The sequence below is a fragment of the Acetobacter oryzoeni genome (assembly GCF_004014775.2).
GTDB classification, from domain to species: domain Bacteria; phylum Pseudomonadota; class Alphaproteobacteria; order Acetobacterales; family Acetobacteraceae; genus Acetobacter; species Acetobacter oryzoeni.
In genome coordinates this window covers 156,129-180,831 of the sequence record NZ_CP042809.1, presented here as the reverse complement: position 1 = coordinate 180,831, position 24,703 = coordinate 156,129, and the positions used below count along the sequence as shown (strand labels likewise).

Sequence of the window (24,703 nt, the reverse complement as noted above, 5' to 3'; positions counted from 1 at the left end):
AATATCGGAGTATTGACTAACTTAATTAAGGAATTTCGACATTTGTTGTCGAAAACCAGAAGATAATGATAATCCGCCGCTGACTGCCGTTTTTGTGTAACCATCCGGTGAGAGACGCGGGCGGGATCAGGCAGCGATGTTATTCTCGCCTTGAGCAATGGGTTTCCAATGCCAGGGCAGGAGTTCATGGAGGCGTGGGTTGGGAGTGTCGTTGATGCGGGCGAGCACATCGGCGAGCCATGCCTGAGGATTGACCTCGTTGATGCGGCAGGTGACGACGAGGGAATACATGGCGGCGGCTCTTTCACCGCCACGATCGGAGCCTGCGAACAGCCAGGCTTTTCTCCCCAGTGCGATACTGCGGATTGCACGTTCCGCCGCATTATTCGTCAGACAGATCCGACCGTCTTCAAGAAATACCGTGAATGTATCGACCCGTCTGAGAATATAGTTCATTGCCTGGGCAACGGGGTTTTTAGACGACATGCGCCGGCAGGTATCGCGCATCCAGTCGAGCAACTCCTCGACCAGCGGGGCGATGCTCTCCTTGCGGATATCCAGCCGATGTGCGGCGGAACTGCCGTTGATCGCGCGTTCGGCGTCGAATATGGCGTCGATCCGGCGCACCGCCTCTATGGCGAGTGGCGCCTTGTCCTTTTCGGCAATCTTGAACAGTCCCCGGCGTCCATGCGCCCAGCAGCCGGCCGGAACAACAGGCGCGGGCTGACGTCCCGGCTTTGCCAGGTGGGTGTATCCGCCATAGGCGTCTGATTGCAGGATTCCGGTCCAGCCGGTGAGATGGTCGGCCGGATGTTCACCTTTACGGTCTCGGGAGTAGCGGAACCACACGGCTGGGGGCGCAAGACCGCCAAATGGGGCATCGTCGCGCACATAATTCCACAATCGTCCGGTCACGGTGCGCCCCTTCGCCAGTACCGGCACTGTGGTGTCGTCCGCATGCAGACGCTGGGCTGCCAGCACATGTGCCCGGATCAGCGCGTTCAGAGGGGCCAGCGTTGCAGTGCAGGCTCCTACCCAGTCGGCCAGAGTGGAGGTATCAAGATCAATCCCTTCGCGCGCAAAGGCATCACTCTGCCGGTTCAGAGGCAGATGCTGAAGATACTTGTCACACAGAATACCCGCCAGCAGTTCTGGCCCTGCACGCCCCCGTGCAATCGGGTAGAAAGGCGCTGGTGGCTGGGTGATGCTCTCGCAGTCCCGGCAGGTGAACTTCTCCCGTACTGTCTGGATGACCTTGAACTGGCGTGGGATCACTTCCAGCGTCTCAGTGATACTTTCGCCCAGTTTACTCAGGCGCGTCCCGCCACAGCACGGACACTGTGTTGGCGCAGGAAGAACCACCCGTTCACGGGGCAGGTCGGCGGGTAAGGGTTGCCGACCGCGGTTATTCCGCGGTGCTGTTGCGCGGACAGCGGGGTCCGCCGCATTTTCGGACGTGTCTTCGGCTTGCGTTGTTTCCAGCTCCTCCAGCTCAAGTTCCAGCTGGTTCAGCAGGCGCCGCCCCCGTTCCGAGGATGCCCCGAAGCGGTCCTGACGCATCCGCGCAATAAGATGTTTAAGATGGGCAATCTGGGCTTCGGCGCTGACTGCTCGGGCTTCAGCGTCTGTGGCCCGGGTTTCGGCGGCACGGGCACGCGCCTCGGCGGCAGCAAGTGCCGCACGTAAAACCGTCATGTCATCCATGCTTCCCGTCATGAAAAACAGTTCAGCATAAAACCGTTCAAAAGGGTACAGGACTATGACACCCGCTCCCCTTTTTGTTATCCCGCCAGTTCAGGCCGCCATGTTTTCTGCGGATTACGCCAGTCGATCCCTTCGAGAAGGCAACTTAATTGTGAGGCACTCAGATGGAGGGCCCCGTCCTTTGCCGAGGGCCAGATAAAATACCCACGTTCAATCCGTTTCGCATAAAGCGACAGTCCAATCCCGTCATGCCAGATCAGTTTTACCAGATCGCCGCGCCGACCCCGGAAGACAAAAACATCACCAACATAGGGGTCTTTCCCCAGAAACTGTTGAACTTTCAAAGCCAGACCGGGCATGCCAAGGCGCATGTCTGTCGTCCCCGCCGCCAGCCATATCTTCAGGCCAGAGGGAAGATGGATCATGAGCGTAAAACCTGAAGGAGTTTACGCAGATCTTCAATCGCGATCCGGCTGTCAACCATCAGCTTCTCGCCACCAGGGAAAAGAATGCTGGCTTCATGTCCACTCCTGCAGGACGGGTTTCCTCCCAGCCCTTCAACAGGGGATGTCACATGAACCGGCACAAAAGAAAGCTGCTCTTTAGCAGACGGGGTTACGAAACCCAGTTTCTGCCGCCATCGGTAAACGACGCTGACATGGACACCAAACTGGCGCGCAATAGCACGGACTGACTGACCGGCTTCATAGGACGCCAGCACAACCCGACGCCTGAACGTGTCATCATAGGCACGACGCCGTTCGCCAACAATTTCAATAACCGGTTGAGGGGCGCACGATGCTGTCGCAGCGAATGTCGCTGCGACACAAGCATCTCTCTGTTCTGATCGCTTTGTCATGAACAGAGCACATCATCACTCCATAAACTCAACAAGGCGTCTCACACCGGAACCTTACGTTTTTGTCGCCGAAAAAACCACTTAATCGCGATAAAAATGCAGAAGATAATGATAAAAATCCACTGATTGATGATAAATAGACACAAGAGGCTACAAGCCAAACGGTGCGGTGACGATCCGTCGCCCCGTATTCTCACCTTGGGGTGCAAGCCAGACCATATAATTGTCTGCCGTGAGTGGTTCATTCGCCTCAAACAGAGGCTCAAATTAGATTGACTGCAATTAAGGGCCCAAATGGCGCCAGATTCTCCTCACAGTAAACGACTTTTTTCAACAGAATTCTTTGTAAGAGGACATTCACTCGGTAAGTCGGCTGATCTCGGCTGAATTTTGATACACTGAAAAGAATGTTCATGCTATAAAGTGACCAGTTTAGTAGTCAGGAGTGTGATATGCAGACTGTGAATTTGGTAGATGCAAAAGCCCACCTCAGTCGCCTGATTGATCAGGCAATGCAGGGCGAGCCTGTTCGCATTATGCGTCGAGGAAAGGTTATTGCACAGATCAACAAGATTACACGCGAGCGTAGACCTATAAACTTGAATGCTTTACGCGCTCTAACGGCAAACATGACACCCCAGACAGTACCAGCAAGAGATATGATGCGGGATATGCGCGACGAGGCACGATATTGAACGTCTATATCGACACATCCGTGCTGGTTGCGGCGCTGACCAACGAAGCCGAGACAGAGCGGATGCAGTCGTGGCTTGCCAGACAAGCTCCACAAGATTTGTTTATCAGTGACTGGGTTGCTACTGAATTCTCTTCAGCACTTTCAATCAAGCTACGGACAGCACAGATCACAGTGACCGATCGTGCAAATGCTTTAGCCCTATTCACCCGCCTTTCCGCTGAAAGCTTCGAACTTCTGCCTGTAACCACCCAGCAGTTCAAAACGGCAGCTCGTTTCTCAGATCAATATACTTTGGGGCTGCGAGCAGGTGATGCTTTACATCTCGCAGTCTGCGCAGATCATGGAGCGACGTTATGCACTCTGGATCGACGCCTCGCTGAGGCAGGACCTCATGTCGGTCTTAGGACAGAATTACTGTAATTTGTTTGTTATTGGAGAAGTCTGTTGGAAAAGTCAGGTCGAGGTGCCCGGTTAGAATTTCATATGCAATCAGGAATGAAAATTCTCCACGATTACAGCATTCTAAATGTTGCAATATCGGACCTGATTGCTGCATAGAAGCTCTGTCGCGATCTTTTTAACAGAATTAAAGCAGGCATGCCACTCCCCGCCCCATCGCCGACATAAACGCTATAAAATAAGAGCTCAAATTTCACTTGCTGTTTTTATCACTAATCAGTGGTTTTTTCTCGGCCAAATAGAATATTATCCATATTAAATGGATTCATAACTCACTGATAAAACAGCATTCGAATTAACATTATCTTCTCGTTTTCGACAAGGTTTGTCGAAATTCCTTAATTAGGTGGAGGGATCGAAGAACCGTTGGTTGATGCGCCTGGCTCTTGATTTTGAGCTTTTGGCGATTTGATTTACGGTTCTTGAAGTAACATTCGCTCTGCGTTTTGAGCAGATCGGGAACTGCCTTCCCTGCTGGATAACTACGCGCTCGCGTTCAACCTTTCGAGGAAGAGGAAGCGGCGCATGTTGTAGACGATATTGGCCAGCCCGATCCTCATTGTGGCCCGGGTGATACCGACAGTTCGGATGAATAGTCCGGTCTGTGACTTCTGGTCAGCAAAGACATGCTCGACGCGGGATCGGATCACGGACTTTCCTGCATTCGATCTCTGGATATGTCGTGGCATGGGCTTGAAATGAGGCTTTTTCCTGTGAACCTTCGAGACAAAGCCATGCTTTTCCATGGAATCCTCATTGGCTTTTGAGCGATAGGCCGTGTCAGCCCAAACGCTTGAGGCCGTATTGGTTTTATCCAGCAGCCCCTCTCTCAATCGCGCACCATCACTGGCGGCGGCATCCGTCGTCTTCCATTTCCGGATGAACCGAAACTTCCGGTCGATGGAGACGTGGGATTTGTAGCCAAAGAACGGGATGGCGAGATCCGTTGCGGGGATCGTCCCATCGTCCTGCCGCTTCGCCTTCGTGAACTTTAATGTCCAGCGTGCATGGCGGTCCTTGTGGGACAGCTTTGCGGGTTTGTCCTGCCAGTCTTCGGGGATACGCCCTGCCCGGAGATCCGTTTTCTCAGCGTTGGTATTGCGCTGCTTTGGAGCGGCCACAAGTGTGGCATCCAGGATCTGGCCCGACATCGGGAGATAGCCGGCGTTGCGCAGGGTCGCATCAAATCGGTCAAACAGTCTTTCAATGGCACACGCCTGTGTCAGACGCTCGCGAAACAGCCACACCGTTTTGGCATCAGGCACACGGTCCGACAGCCCCAATCCCAGAAAGCGCATGAAGGAGAGACGGTCGTTGATCAGGTATTCCGTCCGTTCATCAGACAAATTGTTCAACGTCTGGATCACCAGGATCTTGAACATCAGCACCGCATCAAATGGAGGACGACCCCCTTTACTTCCATCCGAATACGCCACAGCCTTCTCCAGATCAGGGCGGAACACCTCAAAATCCACAGTCTGGGAAAAGGCTTCGAGCTGATCCCCCAGCCCGCTCAGATGCGCCAGCCGCTCTTCAACATCAAAGAAACCGGTCTGCTTCATCTTCCACCATCCCCAATCAACGCCGAAGAAATGGAATCACACAAAATAGCTCAGAGCCAAGAGGTTTTTCGAACCCTCCACGTCATGTAGCTTAAACCACTCACTGTTTGCGACATCTGAATTCCGGGAGGCACAAGGTCAGCATCAATCCTGGCCATCAGTCCTTGGTCTACTTGCAGAGCGTGGCCGGAGCATGGCGCGCTGCTAGCCTCTGATGGAAGTCGGCATGAAGCGCTGCAAGTGTAATCTGGCCAAAACGCGCGAGAAGTTGGGCCGTAGCATCCGCAAGGACGCCACTCATTGCATCGTTAACGGCTTCCTCAACAAGGCATTCAGTCTTTTCACTCCGGTTCCCTATGGCGAATAATCTTGGGGCATCAAGAGCCTCGTAAATATCTCGCAGCGTTACCCGATCCAACTGGCATGAAAGCGTCCACCCCCCGCCATGTCCTTTCTCGGAGTGCACATATCCATGCTCACGCAGACCGCCCATAAGACGTCGCACAACCACGGGGTTGGTGTTAAGGGCGCGAGCTAGGGCTTCTGACGTCATGGGACCACCTGCTTCTGCCATATGCAGGAGTACGTGGAGCACACAGGATAATCTGTTATCTTGTCTCATGTAACTTCATGTGTTGCTAGAGTGCGATTTCGTCAGTATATCATGAAACTCGAAAAGTGACATGAAAGTGTGCGCGAACACTCTTACTTCGAGGACATGCTGTATGAATTTGCTCGAAATTCTGACAGTCGGCGTCGTGGCGACTGCTGCATCCGATATCTGGCAACAAGCCCAGAAACCATTGACTGGAATTCCTGCAGCCAACTGGTCTGTCACCGGCCGCTGGGTCATAGGGTGGCGTGACGGCAGGATCTATGACCCAATGATTGGAAAAAGACCCTCCCTGAAAGGAGAGGCCACTGTTGGCTGGGCATTTCATTATCTGATTGGTGCTGTTTATGCCGCACTGTACCTCAGTTTTGTGGTGGTTATAGCAAAGACAGTCCCCACACTGCTAAATGGTCTACTCTTCGGACTTGTTACCCTTTTAGCCCCTTTTCTGTTTATGAAACCTGCTCTGGGCGGCGGTTTTTTCGGGCTTAGGGCTCCCAATCCTGGAAAAGGACTATTTCTCAGTATAAGCGCTCATGCTGTCTTTGGAATGGGACTGTATTTAGGTGAACTTTTTTACCAAGGTTTTTTCTGAAACCTTATTCAGAGAGTGATTACAGTTTTCTATAGTGACGAGGACTGACACCTGTCACTCTGCGGAAGACCTGAGCAAAGTGACTTGGACTGTCGTATCCGATCCCCAAGGCAATCTCGATAATGGAAAGATTGGTCTTACGAAGCATTTCTGATGCTTTCTGGACGCGGTGCTGCATGAACCAACCAGAGGGGGTTTGTCCCGTGGTTGTACGGAATGAGCGACTGAAGTGAAAACGGCTCATGCCGCACAAAGCAGCAAGACAATCCAAATCAAATGGCTCAGCCAGATGTGCTTCCATATGATCAAGAACTCTACGCAGTTTCCATGTGGGCAAGAGAGTGGATCGTAGCTTTATCTTAGCTCTGGCATCAGCATACTGTCTTAAAAGATGAACTGTCAGACTTTCCAGAAGGCCATTTACAAATAAGGAATTTGTAATAACGGAAGATTGCATTTCAGCTATCAGACCACTCAAAATGCCTGATATGAAAGCATCCTCCCCGCCCGAAACATCCCGCATTCGAATACGGGATGAAGTCAGATTTAATGACTTGGCAGCTCGATCGACAAGCTCAAGTCCAAGATAGAGATGCAACACTTCAAAACAAGTGTTTCCCTTGCCCTGCCACCGCATCAGATAGGGTGTGTCCGTCTGCGTGAGGTAAAATGTTCCTGCTCTTGCCTTGCTCTGTTCCCAAGGCCCTGTCAGTTCACGCTCTTCAATATTTGCTTCTCCGCGGATAACCCAAACAAGCAGGGGTTCTGCGACGGCAGGTACAAGAATTTCGTCTTCTTGTACCGGGCGAGTGAATATCTGGACGTCAACATCCTTCCAGACATCCCCTTCACTTTGCGCGACTTTCTTCCCGGGGAGAAGTTGCTCCAGTGTCAAACTGGCAGCACGCCGAGAAGGAAGGCAGGACAAAACCATCTGCTACACTCTCTCATTTCCATGCGCGACTATCTATAGCGCAAAATCGCGATAGTTTCAGCAAGAAGCCAAGAGAGATATCTTCTGGCATAAATTACACCTCCTTCGACAAACAAGGGCGATTGAAGGCTCGTTGTGTGGAGAAGGTTATGAACATTGCAGGAAAAATTGCTCTGGTGACCGGAGCATCCAGTGGCATTGGTGCGGCAACAGCGCGCAAACTTGCAGCAGAAGGAATGACAGTCGGCCTGGCGGCACGTCGTCATGATCGCCTGAATGCACTTGTCAGTGAGATTACCAAGGCTGGCGGTCGAGCTATTCCTCTGGTGACGGACGTTACTGACCTTGTCTCGTGTCAAGAAGCGACAAAGAGCTTGATTGCCCAATTTGGAAGGATTGATGTTCTGGTCAACAATGCGGGCCTAATGCCCCTATCTAGCGTTGACAGCCTGAAAGTGGACGAATGGCAGCAGATGGTGGATGTAAATATATCGGGTGTTCTTAATGCAACGGCAGCCGTTCTTCCGCAGATGATCGCACAGCATTCGGGCCATATTTTTAACATGTCCTCGATTGCAGGCCGGAAGGTCTTTACGGGTCTCGCCGTTTATTGTGCCACCAAGGCTGCGGTGACAGCGTTTTCAGACGGCCTAAGAATGGAGATCGGACCAAAGCATAATATCCGCGTTACCTGCATTCAGCCGGGAGCCGTAAAATCGGAGCTTTACGACCACATTACAGATGCTGATTACCGCAAACAGATGGATGATCTTGCAGCGTCCATGACCTTTCTCGAGGGCGAGGACATAGCAGACAGTATCCTTTTTGCTCTGAAATCACCTGCACGTATGGATGTTGCAGAACTGTTTGTTCTTCCGACTGAACAGGGATGGTGAACAGGAACTGATTACCAACTGAGCTTAGGAGTCAGGCACCCTACCGTCGAAAAGAGGCTTCAGGCTGGAAAGCCTCTTGAAGCTCGGTCACAAAGACCCGCAGCTTTGGCGTCATAACTGGACCTGCGTTATAAAGCAGGTGCATGGGCCTGGCCGGAACTGTCCACCTCGGCATAAGCTGGACAAGCCGTTTGCTTTTAATATCTGGAAGCAGGGCCTGCTCATATCCCAGCAGAATGCCGTCGCCAGCAAGTGCTGCAGAATGCAGAACACTTGAATCATTACTGATTATCCGCCCGGAGACGGTGACAGGCCGCGTAACGCTTCCTTGAGAAAAGTGCCAGGTTGTTACAGGGCCGCCGGAATTTTCATACACGAGACACTCGTGGCGCATCAGATCATCGGGCTGCCCTGGAAAACCATGTTTTTCTAGATAGTTTTGAGCCGCGCAGATGACCCGACGATAGGCCGTCAGAGGACGACTGACCGCTGCAAGGTCAGTCTCCAGTTCACCAATTCGGATCACAGCCTCATGACCATCCATTGTGGGATGAACCAGTTGGTCTGACAGGGACAAATGGACTTGAATTTCTGGATATCTTTTCTGAAAGTTGTGAACAAATGGCAGCAATACTGTTCGCCCGAAGGTGACGGGAACACTAACAGATAATGTGCCGCGCGGTGTGCCAAGCGTATTGGCTGCCAGACTGTCAGCTCGTTCAGCAGCCTGCAGAACAAGCCGACATTGCTCGCAATAGAGCCGGCCTGTTTCGGTCAGACTTTGCCGACGTGTCGTTCGATGCAACAGGCGAGCACCAAGGTGATGCTCCAGAGCCTCTATATGCTTGGCGACCATCTGCGGCGACAAAGTCAGATGCTGGGAGGCCGCAGCAAAGGACCCCAATTCCACGACCTTGATAAAAATCTTCATGCTGGTTAACCGGTCAAGCATTCATCCTCCTCAGTTGTGACTGATGTCTCGTATCGACAATTTATCCAGCGGAAAAGAAGAATATGCTGAAGGCTTCGAGTGATTGGCAAGTCCAGTTCTGGTGGAGACTTTCGAAATGCCTGTTTATCTTGTGCGCATGGACCACCCTGACGGCGAGGGATGGGGACAGCATGTCGCAGCACACGTGTTGTATCTCAGGCGCCTTATTCAGGAAGGCAGCCTGCTGGCGTCCGGTCCGTTGAAAGGGACCCCATTGCGCTCCGGCTTTCTGATTATGAAAGGCGCCAATCGGCAAGAGATCGACGCGATGATTGCCGGTGATCCCTTTGCATCCGAAGGTTTGATTTGTGATCTGCGGATTGAAGAATGGGACCCACTATTCGGGTGCCTGTCAAATCATGCAACAGGCAAACTCCCGCAAGAATTGAAGTCTCTTTTCCCTTCATGACGACAGCGCTGTGTTTTTTGAGAAATAAAAACGAAAAGAGAGCCTTGGGATTATGAACGATCTTCAGTGGTATGCTGTAGGGGATGCCCGCATACTAAAAATGCAGGATCTTACGCTGGCAGCACTCACTCCAGAACAGTTGCTTCCTGGCTGGGATGATGCAACGGCACTTCAGGCCTATTCTGATCTACCTGAAACGCTGGATGCTTCAGAAACGAAAGTCCTTTTGAGCGTTCATAGCTGGCTCATCAAGGATCGCGGTCGGAACATTCTTGTGGATACGGGGCCGGGAATAGCAAGGCTCGACCTGCTGCTCTGTTTTTCGATCACTTGCAGACCGTGTGGCTTGAAAATCTGATGCGCGCTGGCGTCCGACCAGAAGATATCGATTTTGTTCTTCTCACCCATCTGCATGTTGATCACGTGGGGTGGAACACACGCCTGCAAAATGGCATCTGGGTTCCGACCTTCCCGAATGCCCGATATGTCTTTTCTAGAGCCGAATATGATTTTTTCAGCAATCCGGCTCATGATAGCGTCCGCAATAAAACCAGTTTCATGACACGCATTGATAGCGTTGATCCGATTATCTCGGCGGGTCTTGCAGATCAGATTGACGTGGACGGATCGGATGTTCTCGAAGGAATTTCCTTTCATCCCACACCGGGGCATACACCACATCACGCATTTATTGTGCTGAAATCAGGTATGGAGCGTGCGCTCTTCACGGGTGATGTCATGCATCACCCCATTCAGGTATGTATTCCGGAGTGGAGTGCCGTTTTTGATGCAGATCCTCAGATAGCCATCATATCGCGCAAATGGGCTTTGAATTATGCTGCCGAACACACCGCAGCAGTATTCACATCGCATTTTCCGATGACATCCGCTGGAAAAGTGATGACATACGACCATGGAAGGGGTTGGTCTTTCCTCTAGGGCTGCCATTATGTCCGCTGTTCACCTCGTTCAATTCCATTGCGGACATTCCGCTTTCCCCTCCATTGTCGACATAAACGCTAAAGAGATAAACTCTCAAATTTCACTTGCTGTTTTTATCACTAATCAGTGAATTTTTCTCGGCTAAATAGAATATTATCCGTATTAAATGGATTTATAACTCACTGATAAAAAAATATTCTAATTATCATGCCGCATGGAAACTCCATCAACTAAGCGGACAGCCCCAGACATTCCGGTGTCGCTCAGGTCAGACGTCAAAAGAATTGCTTGAGCTCTTGGAAAGTGTCCATATGTCGGGATAAGAGTATGCATATGGAGATGCGCATAAATATGTGCTAAACTTCGGTTTCCAGGACATGGAGTAAAGCTATGGTTCGCCCGCATTCCGCCAGCCCAACACGTCGTCCGACTAATGTGACGTTGCCGTCTCAGTTACTCGAAGAAGCCAAATCGCTTGATCTCAACATATCGCAGGCCTGCGAGCAGGGGGTGAAGTCAGCGATCGCTTCAATCCGTGCTCAACAATGGCTCGCAGAGAATCGCTCATCCCTTGAAGCATCCAGACAATATGTCGAAGAGAATGGTCTTCCACTCGCAGATTATAAGAACTTCTGAATGGCCCGTTTTGATGTGTATCGTTTGGCCAGACGAGGTGAAGCGCGTTTTGTTGTAGATGTACAGGCAGATCTACTTGATGAATTGGGCACCCGCATCGTGGTGCCACTTTTAGCACAGAAAGTGGCACCCAAGCCAGCAAAGAGACTGAATCCTGTTTTCACAATAGATGACCAATCGTTCGTTATGATGACGCAGTTTATGGCTGCTGTACCTGAACGTGATCTGAAGAAAGGCGTGACTTCATTGTCTCTTTATCAGGATGAAATAACCCAGGCTATCGATCTGCTTTTAACTGGTTTCTGAGAGACAGCTTCAGTCGATTTCCGCCTTCTTCTAAGACATAAGAACTCCCCGCCATGCTCCCGTAAGCAGACTTCGATCGATTTGAAATCTACAGGCCTTTTGGAGCGCGCCGCCTAACAGTCAGTTCTGCTCGACATAGATGACCACTTTTTTTTGTTGACGGGTTAGATTTTCATCGTGGATCATAGCCCGCGTCAGATAAGAGAACTTGCGAATGCTTTTATTGTGCCATTAACCGATCGCTTAATAGCCTCGATATCGCTGGTGTTCGCTATGATTGCCGCGATTGCAGGTGGGTTCAGTGCCTTCTATGCATGGCGTGCGGTAGGCGAGGCTCACACCCAAGCAGTGGCATCTGTGGAACAAACTGCTATCGCGAGGGAGGCATTATTTTCTCAAAATCGACCATGGCTGAAGATAGTATCAATCACCGATACTTCCATATCCAAATACTCGGATGAAATAGCTTCTGTTGTTAAATTCAACGCTCACCCAGTATACAAGAACCTAGGGTCCGGATTGGCTCAGGACGTACAATTCATTGCAGGGATATACGTGATAGGAGCTGGTCCAAACCCAAAAGAACTCTGCCGAAACTACGCAAAACATCTTCATTCAGATGGAGATATAGTGTTTCCTCAAGAAACCAGTAATGACGGAGGATATAATACTTTTCAATTTACGTTTGAAGATCTTGAAAAAGAAGCAAATAAAGTGTTGACGATAGAACCGAGATCGGAATTATACCTCGGCGTAACAGGCTGCCTACTGTATCGCGGCCATGGAAACAGCTCTGTTCTCATTTCTGGCTTCAACGGCACAATTGATCTGGATAAGGACGCTAGCTCTAAACTCAATATTCCCGAATCAAAATACTTATCTCCTTATTCGGCTCTATTCCAAGGTCCCCGAAACCCTGAGCTGAAAGTGCATGTGCATCACATGAACTACTGGGCCGAATGATCATCTTCGTGTTTGTATTTTGAGACCGAGCCTGATCTGCCGGAGATGTCTGCTTCGGCTGGCTCCTGGCGAAAACCCGACACTCCGCTTTCCCCCCAGATCTACTCAGTGGTACAGAAGCAGACAGGCAGCAATGCCTGCATTTCGGCTATTCAAAGCCCCTCAGTTATTTTTCCAAACCGGTTGTTCAAATGGCCAGCGTATTAAGCATCAAACAAATCCATGTAATCGGCGGTGATTGTCCAGAAACGGATGATGTGCTGGACTTACATGACTTAGTCTCATCCCTGAGGTAATTCCTATCAAAGCCGCTTGTTCACGAGGAAGGCGATACTCGTCTATTAAGATGCTTCCGTCGTTCGCAAAGCTGATCAGGCCCTGGTCAAATGCGGCATCCAGATGCGCGGCCAACAACAAACCATTGTACGGGTTGAGCCGGTTAATATTGCTCGAATCTCGCCATGGCTGGATATGCGAGGCACGCAACAACGCACGCGTGGCGCAGCCAGTGACCGCACAGCACTTCCAATGCTCATCCAATGATGCCCTGAACATACCTTGGCCGCGCCGTGCAGCGATTACCGCCTGCCGTTCGGTCTCCTGTTCTGGCAGATCGGTGGCTTCAGCAATGTCCTGCTCGGCATTATTTTGATTTTGCGGATGCCGCCAGCCCATTAGAACAAGTAGCTCTTTCAGAGCATAAACGTCCTCGACATTGACAGCGATGCCCATAGCCTTGGAGCTCGCCCCAATGCGGAATGCACTCATGTTGTCGTTCTTGTACTCTCGATTGGGTTCTGACTTACCCACACGAGTTTCATCAAAACCAAGAATTTGGCCGACATCAAGATGAACGACAAGCGGCTGCTTCTTTACTGGCTTGGGCTCGTCTGCAAGACGCTTGCGGTCAACTTTTAGATACACCCTTTAGTTTCTTAACGTTGAATGACTGAAACCAAAGGCATGCGTTTTTTCTTCGTTAAACTCGAAGCCGAAGTATATCAGAAGGTCTTTTATTTCAAACGTATTCAGCATGATTTATTATAGTCTCTGGGGCTATAGTTCGGTGGGCGGAACTGACAATAAATTTTTCGGTTTCTCTGATCGATTTTAGTAGAAGATTTCAAAAGGTTATAGTCTCAATCAGAGGTTATCTTTGCGATTTATTCACCCGAAACCGGACCTCCCGCCCCCCCCCCCGAAGCAGCTGCTTCAATCAGCGTCTAGGGTCCCAGTTTTATCAGCGAGCGGCAGAGAGCAGTTCGCTGACCAACGATGGACGCTTATCTAACATCGCCAGCAAGACCTGAGCTGGTCCGGTTGGCTGACGACGACCATGTTCCCAGTTCAGAAGGGTTCCCTTGGCGACACCGATGCTCCTGGCGAACTGCGCCTGGGACAGTCCCGTTCGGGTTCTGATGGCAGCAACGTCCACAGACGGCACACGCACCTTATGGGTAATGCTGTTTTGTGCTTGAGCTTCCGAATATGCGAGAGCCTCATTCAGCCCCTGCAGAATGCTGTCATAAGTGCTCATGATGGTTCTCCATATTTCGCAATCAGTGTCTTACTCAAGTCTACTAGAGCGGCCTGTTCGGATCGGGTTAGATTGTCTTTTTCGTTTTTGGCAAAAACAGTCAGCAGGAACAGAGGCATATGTCTTCCGCCAAAGACATAAAGAGTTCTGTAACCTCCCCTCTTCCCGCTACCTTCACGTGCAAAACGAATCTTTCGCAGGCCGCCGCCCAGAGAAACCCCAGACTCTGGCATTGCCGCGAGCATGTTAATCAGAGCCATACGATCGTCGTCTGACATCAGGGCTTTTGCCCGTTTTATGAATTCAGGCAGTTCGACAACGGTCTGCAGCTTTGACATTATCGGCAAATTATACGTCAACAGCACATACGTCAATGACGTATAAATCAGAATGTTGAGGCTTATAGCGGTTGTTCAGACAAACAGCAGCCCAGGAATTTTGCTGTATATCCAAAGTCAACGGTTTTCTGCCACAAAATCTACGTCCGTTTCTCCCCTTTATTGCAAGTAGGTGGGCGCACGGAAAAAGGAAGGTTTGTCGAAATTCCTCAATTAGGAGAATCCTCGTTTTCGCGCCGTTCAACCCCGCGAAAATGCCCTTATTCGGGTTAAAACGAGTCCTCTAATTAGGTTAAAATAAGCCCGTTCTTAGTCGGGCTTATTTCACGCCGAGGACTCACTCCATGTCGGCTCTGAGGGGCAAACGGAATGTCTGCTTCCGGACAAAAGATGCAGAAAGCCGCCAGTTAATTCCACAGTTTCCAAGACGCCCCTAACAGATTTCGTCTCCACCCGAAGCCAGAAAAGCGCGGATCCAAAAAATCTGACAATCTGTTCATCCTAGTTTACTCACGAAATGTCTGAGATGATCTGCAATGAAACTGGCTATAAAATAATAACTGTGATCGTAATCAGGACGAAGATTCAGGATGAGTTCCTGCCCTGCATTCTGTGCGGCTTCCTGGAACAGTTCTGGTCTGAGCTGTTCTTTCAGAAACTGGTCCGCCAGACCCTGATCTATCAGAACAGGCAGTCTTTCCTTCGCTGTCCGCACAAGTTCAAGCGGGTCATAGGCTGCCCAACTGGCACGATCCGGACCCAGATAAGCACTGAATGCTTTTTCACCCCATGGTACCTGCGTTGGCGCCACAATGGGTGAAAAGGCTGACACAGAACGATAGCGGCCAGGATTACGCAGCGCGATCATGATGGCGCCAAATCCACCCATCGAATGTCCCGCAATGCCTCGCTGCTGCGTAACCGGAAAGCTCGCCTCAATCAGCGCAGGAAGTTCCGTGACGACGTAATCATACATCCGATAATGCGCAGCCCACGGCTCCTGCGTCGCATTGAGGTAAAATCCGGCACCCTGTCCAAGATCGTACGCATCGTCATCAGCCACACCCACGCCCCGTGGACTGGTATCCGACGCGACAATGGCGATGCCCAGTTCTGCGGCCACGCGTTGCGCGCCAGCCTTGCCAATGAAATTCTGCTCCGTACATGTCAGACCGGAGAGCCAGTAAAGAACGGGAACCTTTTCAGTTTTTGCCTGCGGCGGCAGGTAGATCGCGAAGTTTGATTCCACACCCAACGACACGGACTTGTGTCGCCAGACTTCCTGCACACCCCCAAAAGAGGCGTGTGTTTCCTTGCGTTCCATGGCTCTCACTGCCTTTTGCGCATGTCAGTTACCGTCCGTGAAGGTATAACTGCAGATCTTGTTCCCTGCCGGATCCCGGAGATAGGCAGCGTAAGCGCCCGGTAAGTGGCTTCGCGGGCCGGGTGCGCCTTCATCGGTTCCCCCATTGGCAAGACCTGCGGCATGAAAAGCCTCCACTTCGGCGGGTGTCGCTGCTGCAAAACCGATGGTGACACCGTTGCTTGAGGGCGCTTCACCGTTGCCTGGACGTGCAATGATGAAGGCTGGCTTTTCGCGGCCATACAGAATCCACCCATGCCCGAACGGCCCCAGGTTTTTTATGCCCAGAGCCGCAAGCGCGGCGTCATAGAATTTCGCGGATACCGCAGTATCCACTGCCCCAAGAAAAACGTGAGAGAAAACACCGTCACCGGAAATAACTGCCATGATCGTTCTCCTGTAATTTCCAACCATTGGAAATGATGTTGCGCGGTGAGACGCAGACCTTAGAAATGAATGACGGAACGGATGGATTTTCCTTCATGCATCAGATCGAAGGCCGTATTGATGTCTTCGAGCGGCATGGTGTGGGTTACGAAAGGCGCAAGTTCGATATCGCCACGCATGGCATCTTCGACCATGCCGGGAAGCTGGCTGCGTCCCTTGACCCCACCGAAAGCCGAGCCGCGCCACGAACGCCCCGTCACAAGCTGGAAGGGACGGGTCGAAATTTCCTGACCGGCCCCTGCCACCCCGATGACGATCGACTGCCCCCACCCACGATGCGCGGCTTCTAACGCCGCGCGCATGACGTTGACGTTTCCGATACATTCAAATGTATGATCAATACCCCAGCCGGTCATTTCCACAAGAACCTGCTGAATCGGTTTGTCATAATCCTTGGGGTTGAGGAATTCCGTGGCGCCGAATGCTTTGGCAAGTTCAAACTTTTCCGGGTTGGTATCAATAGCGAAAATCCGGCCAGCCTTTGCCTGTCGCGCTCCCTGAATGACCGCCAGACCGATCCCGCCCAGACCGAAGACGGCAACCGTATCTCCCGGCTGCACCTTGGCCGTGTTGTGTACCGCACCAATCCCTGTGGTGACGCCACATCCCAACAGACAGACATGCCCTGGATTGGATGCGGGATTGATTTTTGCCAGAGAAACCTCGGCGACAACCGTGTATTCGCTGAACGTCGAACACCCCATGTAATGATGGATCGGCTGACCTTTGTAGGAGAAGCGTGTCGTGCCATCCGGCATCACACCTTTACCCTGTGTGGCGCGCACTGAAATGCAGAGATTGGTTTTTCCCGACTTACAGAACAGACATTCACCGCATTCCGCCGTGTAAAGCGGAATGACATGGTCGCCGGGGGCAACGCTGGTTACGCCTTCTCCGACCTCGATGACAATTCCCGCGCCTTCGTGACCCAAAACGGCTGGGAACAGTCCCTCGGGATCATCCCCTGACAGGGTAAACGCATCAGTGTGGCACACACCCGTATGCGTGATCTGCACGAGCACCTCACCAGCACGAGGAGGCGCTACATCGATCTCGACAATCTCAAGGGGCTTACCCGCCTCGAAAGCAACTGCGGCCCGTGATTTCATGATTTTTTCTCCAAATAACCTATCAGCCAGCATCGAGGGCATTACCGGAGATAGGATCGAACGAGTGACACCACATTCTCGATCGAACCACTGGCAGCATCACGATCACCGGCACACTCAACAAATTCTTCCCGCAGATGGCTTTCGAGGACACCGGCCATTAATCCGTTGATCGCTCCCCGGATAGCCGCAACCTGTTGCAGTACCGGACCGCAATCAGCCCCCTTCTCCAGAGCCTGTTCCAGCGCATCAAGTTGCCCGCGAATACGGCGCACGCGGGTCAGAACGCGCTTTTTCTCAGCTGGTGTGTGCGGCACGAAACGTTTACTCCGAATATACTGCCCTTGAGTATCCTTTCATACTATGGGGCAGTATGACAAGGATATAAGGATGTGCTTGTCATATGATCCGATCAAAAGTCCGTATCGCCGAAATTTTCACCGTAACGTCCATGGGGGGACTGCCTGTGTCTTGGAATCATTCAATAGGTGTAATCAGTGAAATCCAGACAAGCTCTACAACGAGGCTTTGAAGCGCTGATGTCCGCTATTTGACAAATAATCTTGTGGTCCAAACGACCGAGATGTAGGCGGAAGCAGACCCGTGCGTTGATAAACATGCGGTCGCGTTTTGTCTCCTAATTATGGGCTTTTTTCGCATCAATAAGGGACCTTCCCATAATTAAGGGTATCACTAACATGCTGAAATATAAGAATATTGACTAACATAATTAAGGTATTTCGACATTTATTGAAACCCAGAAGATAATGATAATTCTCTGCTGACTGAGATTTTTATCATCGAAAAAACCACTTAATCGCGATAAACGTGCAGAAATTAATGATAGAGTTGCCGGCCCGTGCAGACACGCCGGTAATCCCCCCATAAAAAGAGTGGCTTTTGAATGAGAATTTTCTCAGCGTATGGAATGAAGAGATTCTGATGAAGAGTGATCGCTTTACTGACGCGCAGATCATGGGTGTGGTCCGTCAGGCTGAAGGTGGCGTCCCGGTTCCAGAGCTGTGCCGGGAGCATGGGATCAGCAATGCCACGTTTTACCGGTGGCGCGCGAAATATGGCGGCATGGATGCGTCTATGATCAGTCAAATGAAGGCTCTGGAAGAGGAGAACCGTCGGCTGAAGCGTATGTATGCGGATCTGAGCATGCAGACGGATATCCTGAAGGAAGCCCTTGGAAAAAAATGAAGAGGCCAGTCCAGCGCCGGGAACTGGCCGTAGAGGCTGTGGCGCATCACGGGGTCAGCATTGCGCTGGCCTGTCGGATTTTTGGGATATCGGAAACCTGCTTTCGCTATCGTCCGCGACTGGCAGCGGAGAACGACCGGATTGCCGCTCTTCTGGTGGGACTGACCCAGGCTCACAGGAGATGGGGATTTGGCCTGTGTTTCCTGTATCTACGTAATGTGCAGGGACAACCCTGGAACCATAAGCGGGTTTATCGGATCTATCGGGAGCTGGAACTTAACCTGCGGATTAAACCCCGCAGACGTCTGGTTCGCGAAAAGCCTGAAAAACTTTCGGTTCCGACCCTTCCCAACACGGTCTGGTCCATGGATTTTATGGCAGACAGGCTTTTGGATGGACGCGCTTTTCGTCTCCTGAACATTCTGGATGACTTTAATCGTGAAGGACTGGCGATTGAGGTTGATTTTTCCTTGCCGGCCTGTCGGGTTGTCCGCTGTCTGGAACAGGTTATGGAGTGGCGCGGCAGGCCAGGGGCTATCAGAATGGATAATGGCCCTGAATATATCACTCATACGTTGGTTTCATGGGCCGCAAAACAAGGAATTACCTTGATCTATAGGCAACCGGGCAATCCGCAACAGAACGCCTATATCGAACGCTACAACAGAACAGTCCGGCAGGAATGGCTGGAGCAGTCTCTGTTTGAAAGCATTCAGGACGTACAGGAGGTCGCAACACAATGGCTCTGGACATATAACCATGACAGACCCAACATGGGGAACGCCGGGTTCACACCCGCTCAGAAACTAAAAGCAATTGCCTGAATTCTCAGTCAGAACCCCACTAAAAGTGGGGGGATTACCGAGCCATTTTTGCATGCTTTCCCTTATCCGTCAGTCTAAGATAGATGCTTTGAAGATCAGGGTTATGCCGCATAGCAACCAGAGCAGGCATGTACAGGGCGTTTCTGACATGAATCCGACCACCCCGAATAAAGCTTTTACCCTGCCACTTTCCTGACTGTCTGGTGACAGGAGCCAGGCCTGCGAGCGCAGCATCCTGTCCATTCTCCAGTGTTCCCAGTTCGGGAATATCAGCAATTAGCATCGCTGCCGTGGCCTCTCCAATACCTGGAATACTGACCAGAATAGCGCGTTTTCGAGAGAGGCTCCCGTCTGTCGTGATCAGTTCGCTGATTGCCTGATCGATGGCTGCGATCTGAGCTTCTATCTGACGAAGTCTATAGCGTGTCAGACGTTTCAGAAGACTGAGCTGCAGGTTTTGCTGGCGATTGAGCAGGGCTGTCCTGTCACGGATCAGATTTCGTCGTGCAGCTGCCAGTTCCTGGAGCGCAGACTGTTGCTCGTTGCAGATTTCAGACGTCCTGGGTTCGAGAAGTGCCCCCATCCTAGCCAGCATCACGGCATCTACCCGATCCGTTTTTGCAAGCTTTCCGGTTGCTTCAGCAAACTTTCTTGCATGCCGCGGATTGATCCGTGAGAATGGGATGCCGGCCTTGGCCAGATGACTCTCCAGTTGACGATGGAAAGGGCCGGTCGCCTCGAAGACAACATGCACAGCACGTTGCCTGCCAATCCACCGTAGAAGCGTTCTGAGGCCTTTCGTATCGTTGGAAGTCTGGATCAGGTCACCAGATGGATATTGAGCGGCATCAAGATGATCCTTGGAAACGTCAATGCCAACAACAACGGCATTACTCTCCAGCTTTGCGCATGTTTGTGCCATTTCCCATTGTCCTATGCTTGTCATCCGGGATTTTCTCCCAGGTATCCGTTCAGGCCCGAGGAAAAGAAGAGGCGGTCATACTCATTCGCGGCCCATTATGGCCTGTCCTGACCCGACCCGCTCTCTCCAGCAGTCAGGAGGTGGCCACCTCCTGACTGCTGCCTTTATCGCACATACAGCGACCCGGATTTCATAAGACAAGTCTTTCCAGGATTGCTGGAAACAGATTTGCACAAATTCACGATCAATAGGGAGTTTATCAATATGGACCAGCCAGAACCGACTGGCCCGCGCCACCGGATAGAGACCATCCAGTAAGATTCAATTTTCCCTGTCAGCAGTTGTTTTTTGATAAAATGAATTATGCAATTTTTGCGCGTTCAATTGCCTGACGAACCCGCTCGGTCTGTGTGGACACATCGCAGACCTCGTCGATATGGATCACCTCTACAGGTGCAACGCCCATGTAGCGCATCAGACGTTCCTCAATACCAATACGGAATTTCTCAGCATTTTCAGAGACCGACCGCCCGGTACTCGTAACGGTCCCGGCGACCTCAATGTAGACTGTGGGGTGTCCTTTGAAATACAGACCGAAATCCGCAAATCCTCTGTTTCCCAGTCCTCGAATGGGTGGCTGAACCATGATCGTGAGGCCGCTCTCCTTTTCTTGCAGCAAACGCCGATAAACAGCCAGTTCCACAATGGAGCCGATCCGGTAGTTATTGACGCGAACCTGCTCCTGCCAGGCGGGAAGATCGCGGTGATACATTGCCACACGCTGGCGAAAGGCGCGCCATAAGGCCTTGTCGCGGTTATATCGCTCGACCAGTTCGCGACCTCCATCACAGAACTCCAGCATCTGCGGCGTCGGCGTCACCAGCAGATCATGAGAAAGCTGAGCGTAACGCTCAATGTCGTTCGGGCGGAAAAAACCAGCAAACATCCAGGCGGGAAGAGCATTATTAAAACGATCATTATTCGGTAAAGCGGGTGTCATTTGAAGTGTCCGTGAGGTGGACGCACGTTTCCCATTGCTCGGCGAGCATTCTGAGAACATGCGTGTATTATGAAAAGGGAAAATTAAGCTGTAGCGGCTTACTGCTCATTCGCAGTATGGGTCGCAGTTATCGCAGGAAAAGGCATCACCACCCAGCACCCTGTTGGCAACCAGCCTGACCTTGTGGCCAACCATGCGTGTCAGGATGACCACGCCTTCCAGGGCACTGTCATCCACGTTACCGGCAAGAGCCTCACTGGCAGCAAAATCAAGCAGCCTGTGCAGGGCGACAATTTGCATGAGGTCCACCTCGGTGGCGGACGAAATCGTAGTACGATCAGACATTGTTTTCTCTCGTTCAAAGCATGAAGGAACGAGACGCACCACCCCAATCCTCACTCCCCAACGATACAGGGAACAAAATCCTCTGGGGAATTTAGGGTCATGCGCCTCACAACGCCCAGCTCGAAAAAATGACACCGTCACACCCGTCATCATGGCGCAGCGCAGCTGCAAGAGACCTGAACTCAAAGAAAAAGAGCGGCTTTAATTTTTGCTTCGCAAAAATGCCGCGATAGAGAAGAAAAAACCCTTCAATTTCATATGCATCCGAAGGGTGCGTATGAAATTGAGGTAGCGTGCCCTCACACACCCAAAAGCTAGGACAAGCCGAAAAACGGGGAAATGGCTGTTTTCTGCCGTTTTTCAGGACTCATGACATCAATGACGCCTTGCGTGACAGCTGTCATGGCCCCGTCATGACGGCTGCAATGACAGGGCCTGACAGTGTCACTGGCCCCATGACACCATTTGAGGTGGCGTCATGACGCCGTCATTCTGGCACTTAAGGGAGCACCAAAGGCGCGATAGAAATGACACCTGCGTGACACCGTCATGACGTGTCATAACCCAAGAAAGACAAAATTTACGGGAGCGTTTCTCTGCACGAAAGCCAATGGTAAAATCCTGTTGACGTTGCTTTCACGATCGCCTACCACAATAACATGAAACCAAATGGCGCACAGAAAACGGATCTTGTGGCAGTGGCCAGCATCTCGGCAGGCCATCCGTTCAGAGGACGGATTGACCCCGTTTCTGGTGCGGAAACGCTCGTCGTGCAGATGCGTGACACCTCGCCTTCTGGGGTGGACTGGACGTCCTGCGTGCGTGCCGAAGTGGCCGGACGGCGTGAGCCGGACTGGCTGCGTCCGGGCGATATTCTCTTCCCTGCCCGTGGCAATGTGTCACTGGCGGTTCTGATCAATGAGAGCATCGGCAGCCTTCAGGCTGTCGCCGCTCCGCACTTCTTTTTGCTGCGTGTGTCGCGCTCGGATGTGCTGCCAGCCTATCTGGCGTGGTGGCTCAATCAGGAACCCGCCCAGCGGCATCTGGAGCAGAACGCCCAGAGTTCCACCCTCGTCCGCAACATTGCCCGGCCGGTGCTGGAGGCCACACCCGTTCTGCTGCCCTCTTTACCTCGACAGGAACAGATTGTCGGTCTGGCCAGCGCCATGCAGCGCGAGGAAGACCTTCTCCACCGCCTGCGCCAGACCAATCAACAGATCATGACCGGGCTTGCCAGAGACCTTCTGGCGGGCTGACACTCCCTTACGTTTTGAAACAGGATTTGAGTTCGTGACCGAGCAGATTTCACAGGATACCATCAACAAGGCGCTGTGGAGCGCCTGCGATACCTTTCGTGGCACCGTCAGCCCCGACACCTACCGCGATTACGTGCTGACCATGCTGTTCCTGAAATACATCTCCGATGTCTGGCAGGACCATTATGACAGCTACAAAAAGGAATATGGCGACAACCCCGATCTGATCGAAGCCATGATGGCGCAGGAACGCTTTGTTCTGCCCAAGGGCTCGGACTTCTATACGCTCTATAAAGAGCGCAACGCCCCCGGAAACGGTGAGCGGGTTGATAAAGCCCTGCACGCCATTGAAGAAGCGAACGGCACCAAACTGAAAGACGCAGGCAAGAGCGTCTTCCAGGACATCAGCTTCAATTCCGACAAGCTGGGCGATGAGAAGCAGAAGAACACCATTCTGCGCCATCTTCTGGAAGATTTTCACAAGCCTGACCTGAACCTGCGCCCTTCCCGCGTGGGCAATCTGGACGTGATCGGCAACGGCTATGAGTTCCTGATCAAGAACTTCGCCGCCAGTGGTGGGCAGAAAGCCGGGGAGTTCTATACCCCGCCGGAAGTCAGCGAACTTCTGGCCCGTATTCTGAACCCGCAACCGGGCGAGAGTATCTGTGACCCGGCCTGCGGTTCGGCTTCGCTGCTCATGAAATGCGGACGGCAGGTGACGCAGAACCACAAGGGCAGCAAGGATTACGCCCTGTATGGGCAGGAGGCCATTGGCTCCACATGGTCCTTTGCCAAGATGAACATGTTCCTGCATGGCGAAGACAACCATCGCATTGAATGGGGCGACACCATCCGCAACCCCAAGCTGCTGGATGATAAAAACCACCTGATGCGCTTTGACGTAGTGACGGCCAACCCGCCCTTCAGTCTCGACAAATGGGGGCATGACGAAGCGGAGCAGGACGTGCATCACCGCTTCGCCCGTGGCGTGCCGCCCAAGACCAAAGGCGATTACGCCTTTATCCTGCACATGCTTGCCACCCTGAAAGACCGCACGGGCCGCATGGGCGTGGTCGTGCCGCATGGCGTGCTGTTCCGGGGCAGTTCGGAAGGCAAGATCCGCCAGAAGCTGATTGAGGAAAACCTGCTGGATGCCGTGATCGGCCTGCCAGAAAAGTTGTTCTTCGGCACGGGAATTCCGGCCGCCATCCTGATTTTCCGCAAGGACCGCAAGACGAAGGATGTGCTGTTCATTGACGCCAGCCGCGAGTTCAGGGCGGGCAAGAACCAGAACGTGCTGACCGAAGAGAACATCACCAAGATTGTGGACACCTACCGTGCCCGCAAGGATGTGGACAAATACGCCCATCTCGCCATGCCGGACGAGATCAGGGAGAATGACTACAACCTGAACATTCCGCGTTATGTCGATACGTTTGAGGAAGAAGAAGAAATCGACCTGAACGCTGTGCGGGCCGAACGAGCGGAGATCAAGGCGGAACTGGCGAAGCTGGAAGCCCAGATGGACGTTTATCTGAAGGAGCTGGGTTATGCTTCCTGAAGGGTGGAAACACGCTACAATCGAAAATCTGGGTGCAAAAGGGAAACCAGCAGTAAAAGCCGGTCCTTTTGGATCTTCTCTAAAAAAAGAATATTATAAACCATTCGGATATAAAATTTACGGGCAAGAACAAGTAATTTCAAATGATGAAAATTATGGAGACTATTTCATCGATGAAAATAAATATAATGAACTAAAATCCTGTTCCGTTTCACCCGGAGATATATTA

General features: G+C 51.8%; 30 protein-coding genes. 13 read left to right on the top strand and 17 right to left on the bottom strand.

What is annotated here, in order from left to right:
* Positions 1–126 precede the first annotated feature (126 nt).
* The 3 genes from tnpC to tnpA all read right to left on the bottom strand — a co-directional run bounded on the left by tnpC (position 127) and on the right by tnpA (position 2,563).
* Positions 127–1,716 carry an IS66 family transposase gene (gene tnpC / locus EOV40_RS13765; RefSeq protein ID WP_128106358.1) on the bottom strand — a complete coding sequence of 530 codons (1,590 nt, stop codon included), beginning with the start codon at positions 1,714–1,716 and terminating at the stop codon, positions 127–129.
* Positions 1,717–1,781: 65 nt separating this feature from the next.
* Positions 1,782–2,129 (bottom strand): IS66 family insertion sequence element accessory protein TnpB, encoded by a 348-nt coding sequence (tnpB, locus tag EOV40_RS13760; RefSeq protein WP_061487122.1) that lies wholly within the window; start codon positions 2,127–2,129, stop codon positions 1,782–1,784.
* Positions 2,126–2,563, bottom strand: a complete 438-nt coding sequence (gene tnpA / locus EOV40_RS13755; RefSeq protein WP_061487123.1) for an IS66-like element accessory protein TnpA — start codon at positions 2,561–2,563, stop codon at positions 2,126–2,128. Before tnpA ends, tnpB begins: the two co-directional genes overlap by 4 nt.
* A gap of 452 nt (positions 2,564–3,015) precedes the next feature.
* Here tnpA and EOV40_RS13750 point away from each other — a divergent pair, with 452 nt between their 5' ends.
* Positions 3,016–3,258: a type II toxin-antitoxin system Phd/YefM family antitoxin gene (locus EOV40_RS13750; RefSeq protein WP_063355034.1), complete on the top strand. Its 243-nt coding sequence runs from the start codon at positions 3,016–3,018 to the stop codon at positions 3,256–3,258.
* The gene (locus tag EOV40_RS13745; protein WP_116100384.1) at positions 3,255–3,680 is read left to right on the top strand and encodes a type II toxin-antitoxin system VapC family toxin; all 426 of its coding nucleotides are present in this window, start codon (positions 3,255–3,257) and stop codon (positions 3,678–3,680) included. The genes EOV40_RS13750 and EOV40_RS13745 overlap by 4 nt, the downstream gene beginning before the upstream one ends.
* A 521-nt stretch (positions 3,681–4,201) precedes the next feature.
* On the opposite strand, the gene EOV40_RS13740 is transcribed toward EOV40_RS13745, so the two are convergent.
* On the bottom strand, positions 4,202–5,281 hold the full coding sequence (locus tag EOV40_RS13740) for an IS5 family transposase (RefSeq protein WP_128106357.1): 1,080 nt from the start codon (positions 5,279–5,281) through the stop codon (positions 4,202–4,204).
* A gap of 169 nt (positions 5,282–5,450) precedes the next feature.
* Positions 5,451–5,855 (bottom strand): Rrf2 family transcriptional regulator, encoded by a 405-nt coding sequence (locus EOV40_RS13735; protein ID WP_238331203.1) that lies wholly within the window; start codon positions 5,853–5,855, stop codon positions 5,451–5,453.
* Positions 5,856–6,006: 151 nt separating this feature from the next.
* Between EOV40_RS13735 and EOV40_RS13730 the strand changes: the two genes are divergently transcribed.
* Entirely contained in the window at positions 6,007–6,489 is a 483-nt protein-coding gene (locus EOV40_RS13730; RefSeq protein ID WP_003618947.1) for a DUF2938 family protein, read from the top strand.
* Positions 6,490–6,508: 19 nt separating this feature from the next.
* Here EOV40_RS13730 and EOV40_RS13725 read toward each other — a convergent pair whose 3' ends face one another.
* Positions 6,509–7,423, bottom strand: coding sequence for a helix-turn-helix domain-containing protein (locus tag EOV40_RS13725; protein WP_116100386.1), 915 nt, complete (start codon positions 7,421–7,423; stop codon positions 6,509–6,511).
* 149 nt (positions 7,424–7,572) lie between these two features.
* Between EOV40_RS13725 and EOV40_RS13720 the strand changes: the two genes are divergently transcribed.
* The gene (locus EOV40_RS13720) at positions 7,573–8,319 is read left to right on the top strand and encodes an SDR family oxidoreductase (protein WP_116100387.1); all 747 of its coding nucleotides are present in this window, start codon (positions 7,573–7,575) and stop codon (positions 8,317–8,319) included.
* A gap of 40 nt (positions 8,320–8,359) precedes the next feature.
* Here the strand turns inward: EOV40_RS13720 and EOV40_RS13715 are convergent, their stop codons facing one another.
* Complete coding sequence (locus EOV40_RS13715) at positions 8,360–9,271, bottom strand: LysR family transcriptional regulator (protein WP_116100388.1); 912 nt, start codon at positions 9,269–9,271, stop codon at positions 8,360–8,362.
* A gap of 115 nt (positions 9,272–9,386) precedes the next feature.
* On the opposite strand from EOV40_RS13715, the gene EOV40_RS13710 reads away from it, so the two are divergent.
* The 6 genes from EOV40_RS13710 (at position 9,387) to EOV40_RS13690 (ending at position 12,566) form a co-directional block, all read left to right on the top strand.
* The gene (locus EOV40_RS13710) at positions 9,387–9,719 is read left to right on the top strand and encodes a YciI family protein (RefSeq protein ID WP_003626994.1); all 333 of its coding nucleotides are present in this window, start codon (positions 9,387–9,389) and stop codon (positions 9,717–9,719) included.
* A gap of 52 nt (positions 9,720–9,771) precedes the next feature.
* Positions 9,772–10,077, top strand: coding sequence for a hypothetical protein (locus EOV40_RS15385; RefSeq protein ID WP_238331200.1), 306 nt, complete (start codon positions 9,772–9,774; stop codon positions 10,075–10,077).
* A complete protein-coding gene (locus EOV40_RS13705) occupies positions 10,077–10,658 on the top strand; it encodes an MBL fold metallo-hydrolase (RefSeq protein WP_238331201.1) in 582 nt (193 codons plus the stop codon). The genes EOV40_RS15385 and EOV40_RS13705 overlap by 1 nt, the downstream gene beginning before the upstream one ends.
* Positions 10,659–11,096: 438 nt before the next feature.
* On the top strand, positions 11,097–11,297 hold the full coding sequence (locus EOV40_RS13700) for a type II toxin-antitoxin system CcdA family antitoxin (RefSeq protein WP_183172687.1): 201 nt from the start codon (positions 11,097–11,099) through the stop codon (positions 11,295–11,297).
* Positions 11,298–11,603, top strand: coding sequence for a CcdB family protein (locus EOV40_RS13695; protein WP_099540568.1), 306 nt, complete (start codon positions 11,298–11,300; stop codon positions 11,601–11,603). It abuts the gene before it with no gap.
* 177 nt (positions 11,604–11,780) lie between these two features.
* The gene (locus EOV40_RS13690) at positions 11,781–12,566 is read left to right on the top strand and encodes a hypothetical protein (protein ID WP_238331202.1); all 786 of its coding nucleotides are present in this window, start codon (positions 11,781–11,783) and stop codon (positions 12,564–12,566) included.
* Positions 12,567–12,776: 210 nt separating this feature from the next.
* On the opposite strand, the gene EOV40_RS13685 is transcribed toward EOV40_RS13690, so the two are convergent.
* The 7 genes from EOV40_RS13685 to frmR all read right to left on the bottom strand — a co-directional run bounded on the left by EOV40_RS13685 (position 12,777) and on the right by frmR (position 17,677).
* Positions 12,777–13,490 (bottom strand): HNH endonuclease, encoded by a 714-nt coding sequence (locus EOV40_RS13685; protein ID WP_099540569.1) that lies wholly within the window; start codon positions 13,488–13,490, stop codon positions 12,777–12,779.
* A 316-nt stretch (positions 13,491–13,806) separates the two neighbouring features.
* Complete coding sequence (locus EOV40_RS13680; protein WP_035379786.1) at positions 13,807–14,103, bottom strand: helix-turn-helix domain-containing protein; 297 nt, start codon at positions 14,101–14,103, stop codon at positions 13,807–13,809.
* Positions 14,100–14,441, bottom strand: coding sequence for a type II toxin-antitoxin system RelE/ParE family toxin (locus EOV40_RS13675; RefSeq protein ID WP_086642061.1), 342 nt, complete (start codon positions 14,439–14,441; stop codon positions 14,100–14,102). The genes EOV40_RS13680 and EOV40_RS13675 overlap by 4 nt, the downstream gene beginning before the upstream one ends.
* Before the next feature lie 496 nt (positions 14,442–14,937).
* Positions 14,938–15,765: an S-formylglutathione hydrolase gene (gene fghA / locus EOV40_RS13670; protein WP_075624153.1), complete on the bottom strand. Its 828-nt coding sequence runs from the start codon at positions 15,763–15,765 to the stop codon at positions 14,938–14,940.
* Positions 15,766–15,789: 24 nt separating this feature from the next.
* Positions 15,790–16,191, bottom strand: coding sequence for a VOC family protein (locus tag EOV40_RS13665; protein ID WP_003618982.1), 402 nt, complete (start codon positions 16,189–16,191; stop codon positions 15,790–15,792).
* Positions 16,192–16,250: 59 nt separating this feature from the next.
* Positions 16,251–17,360 (bottom strand): S-(hydroxymethyl)glutathione dehydrogenase/class III alcohol dehydrogenase, encoded by a 1,110-nt coding sequence (locus EOV40_RS13660; protein WP_003618980.1) that lies wholly within the window; start codon positions 17,358–17,360, stop codon positions 16,251–16,253.
* A 41-nt stretch (positions 17,361–17,401) separates the two neighbouring features.
* A complete protein-coding gene (gene frmR, locus EOV40_RS13655) occupies positions 17,402–17,677 on the bottom strand; it encodes a formaldehyde-responsive transcriptional repressor FrmR (protein ID WP_003626675.1) in 276 nt (91 codons plus the stop codon).
* 625 nt (positions 17,678–18,302) lie between these two features.
* Between frmR and EOV40_RS13650 the strand changes: the two genes are divergently transcribed.
* Positions 18,303–19,390 (top strand): IS3 family transposase gene (locus tag EOV40_RS13650; RefSeq protein ID WP_128106356.1). Its coding sequence is split into 2 segments (ribosomal slippage): positions 18,303–18,564 and positions 18,564–19,390, totalling 1,089 coding nucleotides; the frame shifts between segments, so codons are not numbered across the junction.
* 34 nt (positions 19,391–19,424) lie between these two features.
* Here EOV40_RS13650 and EOV40_RS13645 read toward each other — a convergent pair.
* The 3 genes from EOV40_RS13645 to EOV40_RS13635 all read right to left on the bottom strand — a co-directional run bounded on the left by EOV40_RS13645 (position 19,425) and on the right by EOV40_RS13635 (position 21,657).
* Positions 19,425–20,336: an IS110 family RNA-guided transposase gene (locus EOV40_RS13645; RefSeq protein ID WP_244297043.1), complete on the bottom strand. Its 912-nt coding sequence runs from the start codon at positions 20,334–20,336 to the stop codon at positions 19,425–19,427.
* Positions 20,337–20,673: 337 nt separating this feature from the next.
* Positions 20,674–21,312, bottom strand: coding sequence for a hypothetical protein (locus EOV40_RS13640; protein ID WP_128106355.1), 639 nt, complete (start codon positions 21,310–21,312; stop codon positions 20,674–20,676).
* 105 nt (positions 21,313–21,417) lie between these two features.
* On the bottom strand, positions 21,418–21,657 hold the full coding sequence (locus tag EOV40_RS13635; RefSeq protein ID WP_128106354.1) for a hypothetical protein: 240 nt from the start codon (positions 21,655–21,657) through the stop codon (positions 21,418–21,420).
* 659 nt (positions 21,658–22,316) lie between these two features.
* Here EOV40_RS13635 and EOV40_RS13630 point away from each other — a divergent pair.
* Together EOV40_RS13630 and EOV40_RS13625 are read left to right on the top strand one after the other, a co-directional pair.
* The gene (locus EOV40_RS13630) at positions 22,317–22,913 is read left to right on the top strand and encodes a restriction endonuclease subunit S domain-containing protein (RefSeq protein ID WP_128106353.1); all 597 of its coding nucleotides are present in this window, start codon (positions 22,317–22,319) and stop codon (positions 22,911–22,913) included.
* Between the two features lie 34 nt (positions 22,914–22,947).
* Complete coding sequence (locus EOV40_RS13625; protein WP_128106352.1) at positions 22,948–24,474, top strand: type I restriction-modification system subunit M; 1,527 nt, start codon at positions 22,948–22,950, stop codon at positions 24,472–24,474.
* Positions 24,475–24,703: the final 229 nt, after the last annotated feature.

Excerpts from the sequence above, each read along its gene's own strand:
- tnpC (WP_128106358.1), bottom strand. The coding sequence starts at position 1,716 with ATGACGGGAAGCATGGATGACATGACGGTTTTACGTGCGGCACTTGCT.
- tnpB (WP_061487122.1), bottom strand. The coding sequence starts at position 2,129 with ATGATCCATCTTCCCTCTGGCCTGAAGATATGGCTGGCGGCGGGGACG.
- tnpA (WP_061487123.1), bottom strand. The coding sequence starts at position 2,563 with ATGACAAAGCGATCAGAACAGAGAGATGCTTGTGTCGCAGCGACATTC.
- EOV40_RS13750 (WP_063355034.1), top strand. The coding sequence starts at position 3,016 with ATGCAGACTGTGAATTTGGTAGATGCAAAAGCCCACCTCAGTCGCCTG.
- EOV40_RS13740 (WP_128106357.1), bottom strand. The coding sequence starts at position 5,281 with ATGAAGCAGACCGGTTTCTTTGATGTTGAAGAGCGGCTGGCGCATCTG.
- EOV40_RS13735 (WP_238331203.1), bottom strand. The coding sequence starts at position 5,855 with ATGGCAGAAGCAGGTGGTCCCATGACGTCAGAAGCCCTAGCTCGCGCC.
- EOV40_RS13730 (WP_003618947.1), top strand. The coding sequence starts at position 6,007 with ATGAATTTGCTCGAAATTCTGACAGTCGGCGTCGTGGCGACTGCTGCA.
- EOV40_RS13725 (WP_116100386.1), bottom strand. The coding sequence starts at position 7,423 with ATGGTTTTGTCCTGCCTTCCTTCTCGGCGTGCTGCCAGTTTGACACTG.
- EOV40_RS13720 (WP_116100387.1), top strand. The coding sequence starts at position 7,573 with ATGAACATTGCAGGAAAAATTGCTCTGGTGACCGGAGCATCCAGTGGC.
- EOV40_RS13715 (WP_116100388.1), bottom strand. The coding sequence starts at position 9,271 with ATGCTTGACCGGTTAACCAGCATGAAGATTTTTATCAAGGTCGTGGAA.
- EOV40_RS13710 (WP_003626994.1), top strand. The coding sequence starts at position 9,387 with ATGCCTGTTTATCTTGTGCGCATGGACCACCCTGACGGCGAGGGATGG.
- EOV40_RS15385 (WP_238331200.1), top strand. The coding sequence starts at position 9,772 with ATGAACGATCTTCAGTGGTATGCTGTAGGGGATGCCCGCATACTAAAA.
- EOV40_RS13705 (WP_238331201.1), top strand. The coding sequence starts at position 10,077 with ATGCGCGCTGGCGTCCGACCAGAAGATATCGATTTTGTTCTTCTCACC.
- EOV40_RS13695 (WP_099540568.1), top strand. The coding sequence starts at position 11,298 with ATGGCCCGTTTTGATGTGTATCGTTTGGCCAGACGAGGTGAAGCGCGT.
- EOV40_RS13680 (WP_035379786.1), bottom strand. The coding sequence starts at position 14,103 with ATGAGCACTTATGACAGCATTCTGCAGGGGCTGAATGAGGCTCTCGCA.
- EOV40_RS13675 (WP_086642061.1), bottom strand. The coding sequence starts at position 14,441 with ATGTCAAAGCTGCAGACCGTTGTCGAACTGCCTGAATTCATAAAACGG.
- fghA (WP_075624153.1), bottom strand. The coding sequence starts at position 15,765 with ATGGAACGCAAGGAAACACACGCCTCTTTTGGGGGTGTGCAGGAAGTC.
- EOV40_RS13665 (WP_003618982.1), bottom strand. The coding sequence starts at position 16,191 with ATGGCAGTTATTTCCGGTGACGGTGTTTTCTCTCACGTTTTTCTTGGG.
- EOV40_RS13660 (WP_003618980.1), bottom strand. The coding sequence starts at position 17,360 with ATGAAATCACGGGCCGCAGTTGCTTTCGAGGCGGGTAAGCCCCTTGAG.
- EOV40_RS13645 (WP_244297043.1), bottom strand. The coding sequence starts at position 20,336 with ATGACAAGCATAGGACAATGGGAAATGGCACAAACATGCGCAAAGCTG.
- EOV40_RS13640 (WP_128106355.1), bottom strand. The coding sequence starts at position 21,312 with ATGACACCCGCTTTACCGAATAATGATCGTTTTAATAATGCTCTTCCC.
- EOV40_RS13635 (WP_128106354.1), bottom strand. The coding sequence starts at position 21,657 with ATGTCTGATCGTACTACGATTTCGTCCGCCACCGAGGTGGACCTCATG.
- EOV40_RS13630 (WP_128106353.1), top strand. The coding sequence starts at position 22,317 with ATGAAACCAAATGGCGCACAGAAAACGGATCTTGTGGCAGTGGCCAGC.